Raw genomic sequence first — 5293 nt, 5'->3', positions numbered from 1 at the left:
CGGCTGCGGGTGCGTTGTGGCTGGTCGCGCAGTTCCCCGCGCCCCTGGCGGCGGCGGGGTGCACCACCGCTGTCAGCGCGGCCAGGGCTTGGGTGATCGCCTCCCCCGGGGCGTGTCCGAAGGCCGCCAGTTCCGTGCCCTCCGGGCCGTACAGGGCCGCGCGGCCCTCGACGCGGCGGGCCAGTTGGCGCAGGACCGCTCGGACCGGGTCCGGGCGGGACGCGGCCGCGGCGAGGCTCTGCTGGGCCTCCGTGACGCGGCGGAGTTCGGCGAGTCTCGCCCGGGCCATCAGCTGCCAGACCGCGCGGGCGACCCCGGAGAACGTCGTGCGCGGCGGGACCTCGACCAGGGGCAGCCCGTGGCTGTCGCAGGCGGCCACCAGAGCCGTCGGGACCGTGTCGTGGACCGGGGCGAGGCCGAAGCCGAGGGCAGCGCCGCCCGCCGCGACGATCCGGGAGACGTACGCGTCGAAGTACGCGCCGGACCCGGCGGCCTCCGGGGTGGGCGTCCCTGCCGTGGGCTCCGAGGCGTCCGCCCCCGCCGTGGCCTCCGGGATGTGCACGCCCGCTGTCAGCAGCAGCTCGCCACCGAGGAGGTACGGGTGGGGGTCGGACAGCTCCGAGGTGTGCGCCCCGTGGATCACCGTGCCGCCGTCGGTCGGGCCCGCGATCTGCCGCAGCCCCAGGTCCTCGCGGGCGAGGAGGGCAGCGAGGGGCACGGGAGGGGTGGGCGGCACGGCCGGGACCGCCGCGTCCGACATGATGTGCGTTCCCTCCATCCGGAACGGCTCCAGTGGATGAAACGTACACTTCGCAGCCGCTCCCCGGCCACCTACTGTCGAGACACGCGCCCCGCGTCCCCGCACCCACCCGCATGTGTCAGCACCCGGCACCCCTCCGCACGTACCGGCATCCCCCTCCTGGAGAGCACGCACCATGAGCAGCAACGAGAACCCGGCAGCCGGCGGCCAGCCCCGCGGTCCCGTCGACTCCTCCCGCATCCCCCGGTACGCCGGCCCCGCGACCTTCGCCCGGCTGCCGCGCCTGGACGAGGTCGGCGGACGGACCGACGTCGCGGTCGTGGGCGTGCCGTTCGACTCGGGTGTCTCCTACCGGCCGGGCGCCCGCTTCGGCGGCAACGCCATCCGCGAGGCGTCCCGCCTGCTGCGCCCCTACAACCCGGCCCAGGACGCCTCCCCGTTCGCCCTCGCCCAGGTCGCGGACGCCGGTGACATCGCCCCCAACCCGTTCAACATCAACGAGGCCGTGGAGACCGTCGAGGCGGCCGCCGACGAACTGCTCGACAGCGGGGCCCGGCTGATGACCCTCGGTGGCGACCACACCATCGCGCTGCCGCTGCTCCGCTCCGTCGCCAAGAAGCACGGCCCGGTCGCGCTGCTCCACTTCGACGCGCATCTCGACACCTGGGACACCTACTTCGGCGCCGAGTACACCCACGGCACCCCGTTCCGGCGGGCCGTGGAGGAGGGCATCCTCGACACCTCGGCCCTCTCCCACGTGGGCACCCGCGGCCCGCTGTACGGCAAGCAGGACCTCACCGACGACGAGAAGATGGGCTTCGGGATCGTCACGTCCGCCGACATCTACCGGCGCGGCGCCGACGAGGTCGCCGACCAGCTGCGCCAGCGCATCGGCGACCGCCCGCTGTACATCTCCATCGACATCGACTGCCTCGACCCGGCGCACGCCCCCGGCACGGGCACCCCGGAGGCGGGCGGCATGACCTCGCGGGAGCTCCTGGAGATCCTGCGCGGCCTGGCCTCCTGCAACCTGGTCTCCGCCGACGTCGTCGAGGTGGCGCCCGCGTACGATCACGCCGAGATCACCGCGGTGGCCGCCTCGCACACGGCGTACGAACTCACCACGATCATGTCCCGCCAGATCGCCGATGCCCGCGGGGGGAACCCGGCCGGGTGATCCGCGGCAGGGACCACGAGGAGAAGGCAGCGCAGTGACCCACGACCACGACCTGGTACTCCGCCCGACGGCCGCCCAGCGGGAGGCCGCGCTGAACCCTCCGCCCGGCCGCACCGGCGGGGACCTGGTCGTGGAGACGCTGGCCGGGCTCGGCGCGACGACGGTGTTCGGGCTGCCCGGCCAGCACGCCCTCGGCCTGTTCGAAGCGCTGCGCCGCTCCGACCTGCGGTACGTCGGCCTGCGCGTGGAGAACAACGCGGGGTTCGCGGCGGACGCGTACGGCCGGATCACCGGCGAGGCCGCGCCGCTGCTGCTGTCGACGGGCCCCGGCGCACTGACCTCGCTGGCCGCGCTCCAGGAGGCCGCCGCGGCCTCCGCGCCCGTCCTCGCCGTCAGCAGCCAGATCCCGACGGCGGGCCTGGGTGGCGGCCGCCACGGCTATCTGCACGAACTCCCCGACCAGTCGGCCTCGTTCCGGGGTGTCGTCAAGTCCGTCCACACCGTCCGTACGCAGTCGCAGATCCCGTCGGCGATCGCCGCCGCCTGGGAGTCGGCGCTGACCGCCCCGCACGGACCCGTGTGGGTGGAGATCCCGCAGGACGTGCTGCTCGCGGAGACGACGATCCCGGTGGTGACGGGAGGCGACGCCTTCCCCGAGGAGCTTCCGCCGCGCCCCGAACTGACGGCCGTGGCGGCCCAGCTGCTGGCGACCGCCGCCCGCCCGGCGATCATCGCGGGCGGGGGAGTCGTACGGGCGGACGCGGCGGGCAAGCTGCGGCAGCTGGCGGAGCGGCTGTCGGCGCCGGTCGTGACCACGTTCGGCGGCAAGGGCGCCTTCCCGTGGACGCATCCGCTGTCGCTCCAGTCGTGGCTGGAGGACCGCCACACCACGGACTTCCTTCAGGACGCGGACGTCCTGCTGGTCGTCGGCTCCGGCCTCGGCGAACTCTCCTCGAACTACCACACGTTCAAACCGCGCGGCCGGGTCGTCCAGATCGAGGCGGACCTCGGCAAGCTGGAGTCGAACCATCCCGCGCTGGGCATCCACGCGGACGCGCGGCTCGCCTTGCAGGCGCTGCTGGAGACGATCGAGGAGCCCCGCGAGGACGCGTCGGCGCCCGAGCGGGTGCGGGAGGTGCTGGCGAAGGTCCGCGCACGCATCGACGGCCAGGAACTCACCCTGGAACAGGACCTGTTGGCGTCCATCCGCCGGGCCCTGCCGTCCCGGGCGCCCTCCTTCTGGGACATGACGATCCTCGCGTACTGGGCGTGGTCGGCGTTCGATCCGCGGGGCGCCAACACGATGCACTCGGCGCAGGGTTCCGGCGGCCTCGGCTACGCCTTCCCGGCGGCCCTCGGCGCGGCCGTCGCCGACCCCACGTCCCCCGTCCTCGCCGTCTCCGGCGACGGCGGCGCGCTGTACTCCGTCGCGGAACTGGCCACGGCCCGGCAGTACGACCTGAATGTCACCTGGCTGATCGTCGACGACGGCGGCTACGGGATCCTCCGGGAGTACATGACGGACGCGTTCGGCGCGACGACGGGCACGGAGCTGACCCGCCCGGACTTCGTGGCCCTGGCGGAGTCGTTCGGGGTGCCGGGCGTACGGACGAGCCCCGAGACCCTCACGGAGGACCTGGCCAAGGCCCTTGCCGCGCCGGGCCCTTCGGTGGTGGTGCTCCCGGCGGTGCTGAGGATGTTCGCGCCCACCCACGTCACCGGGTAGAGCGACGGGCCGCCCGGAGTTCTCGCTCCGGGCGGCCCGTCCCCGTCGTTGTCAGCGGGTCAGCGCAGGTAGCTGCCGAACAGGGCGTTCGTGTACGGGGCCGCGAGGTCCTTCGGGCCGAAGGCCAGGGCCGACTTGGTGGTCAGGCCCGACGCGGTGCCGTGCAGGAGCCAGACGGCGCCGTTGGAGGCGTTCTCGGCGATGGACGCGGCCGCCAGGTCCCGGTGGCCGTCGCCGTCGACGTCGAGCAGCGCGGTCGTCGCGCCGAACTGGTCGTTCGCCTCGGCCACTCCGGGGACACCCGCCGTGTTCTGGTGGAAGACCTGGGCGCCGGTGCCGGTCAGGCCCGCGGCGCTGCCGTGGAGCAGGGCGACCGAGCCGGCGTCGGCGACGGTGCCGATGTCCTCGCCCTCGATGCCGAGCGCGACGTCCGCGAAACCGTCGCCCGTGACGTCGGCGACCGACACGGAGGAGCCGAGGCGGTCGTCCTCCTCCTGGGCGCCCGGGAAGCCCGGCAGGTCCTGGTCGAAGGCGTGGGTGTTCGCGTCGGTGAGGCCCGCGGCGGAGCCGTAGGCGATACGGCCCTTCTGGGACCAGTCGTCGGCGCCGACCACCAGGTCGTCGTAGCCGTCGCCGTTCACGTCGCCGACGCCCGTGCCCGCGTCGCCGCCCGTGGTGTCGCCGGGCGCCTGACCGCGGGTGAAGCCGGTGGCGCCGCCGCCCATGAGCAGACGGTTCCCCCAGGTGCCGTCGCCGGTGTAGACCCACTGGACGAGGTCGTCGCGGCCGTCGCCGTTGAAGTCGCCGACCTCGCCGGACACCACCGGGCCGGTGATGGAGGAGGGGCCGTCCTCGCAGCCGCCGCCGGTCGCGCAGGAGGCGTCCTCCTCGGAGTAGCCCCACCACAGGGACTTGTCGAGGAGCGGCAGGACGGCCGTCGGCTTGCCGTCGCGCTTGATCGGGCCCTTCCACAGCGCGGCCGGGGCGCCCGACGGGTCGTCACCGCTCACCCGCTGCGCGGAGAACAGCGCCAGGTCCGTCTTGCCGTCGCCGTCGAAGTCACCCGCCTGCGGCGCGGCCCCGTACGCGATGCCCGTGCCGCCGGTCAGGCCGGACGCGGAACCCCAAAGGATCACCGAGCCCTCCTTGCCGCCCGCGATCACCAGGTCGCCGTAACCGTCGCGGTCCAGGTCGGCCTTGGCGAACGAGGCGCCGAACAGCTGGTTCTGGGTGGCCGCCCCGGGAATCCCGGTGGTCGAGCGGCTGACGATCTTCTTATTGGCCGTGGACAGCCCCTTTGCCGAGCCGTACGTCACGGCCACGTACCCGGCCTTCGTCTTGCCGGACACCGTCGCGCCCGGCGCGCCGACGACCAGGTCGGCGTAGCCGTCCCCGTTGAAGTCGTCGGCGGCCGGGACGGAGGCCGGGGCGGCCGACGCGGAGCCGGAGCCGGTCAACACCACCGACGCGGCCAGGGGTACGGCCAGGAGGGCGCTGCTGATCCTGCGTCGGGTGGCTCGGGGGGCTCGGGACATGGGCGGTGCCTTTCGAGTCGATCGTGACTGTTGCTGCTCAGGAAGTGCGACTCGAACAAGGGGGCGGGGGTTGTACGGGCGGTGGGGGTTGTAGG

The 5293-nt window shown here is 74.0% G+C and carries 4 protein-coding genes; 2 read left to right on the top strand and 2 right to left on the bottom strand.

The genetic code is table 11. The features are described 5' to 3' along the window. On the bottom strand, nucleotides 1-760 hold a 760-nt coding region (locus AOK15_RS38975; RefSeq protein ID WP_338059955.1), incomplete at its 3' end, for a PucR family transcriptional regulator ligand-binding domain-containing protein. Nucleotides 761-935: 175 nt separating this feature from the next. Here AOK15_RS38975 and speB point away from each other — a divergent pair. Further along, nucleotides 936-1937, top strand: a complete 1002-nt coding sequence (gene speB / locus AOK15_RS38970) for an agmatinase (RefSeq protein WP_055523689.1) — start codon at nucleotides 936-938, stop codon at nucleotides 1935-1937. 34 nt (nucleotides 1938-1971) lie between these two features. After that, nucleotides 1972-3663, top strand: coding sequence for a thiamine pyrophosphate-binding protein (locus AOK15_RS38965; protein WP_055523686.1), 1692 nt, complete (start codon nucleotides 1972-1974; stop codon nucleotides 3661-3663). A 59-nt stretch (nucleotides 3664-3722) separates the two neighbouring features. On the opposite strand, the gene AOK15_RS38960 is transcribed toward AOK15_RS38965, so the two are convergent. Further along, on the bottom strand, nucleotides 3723-5198 hold the full coding sequence (locus AOK15_RS38960; RefSeq protein ID WP_055523680.1) for an FG-GAP-like repeat-containing protein: 1476 nt from the start codon (nucleotides 5196-5198) through the stop codon (nucleotides 3723-3725). Between the last annotated feature and the right edge of the window lie 95 nt (nucleotides 5199-5293).

Source organism: Streptomyces ossamyceticus (assembly GCF_001418475.1).
Classification (GTDB): domain Bacteria; phylum Actinomycetota; class Actinomycetes; order Streptomycetales; family Streptomycetaceae; genus Streptomyces; species Streptomyces ossamyceticus.
Note: the sequence above shows the minus strand (reverse complement) of the source record. Positions and strands in the feature narration are given on the sequence as shown.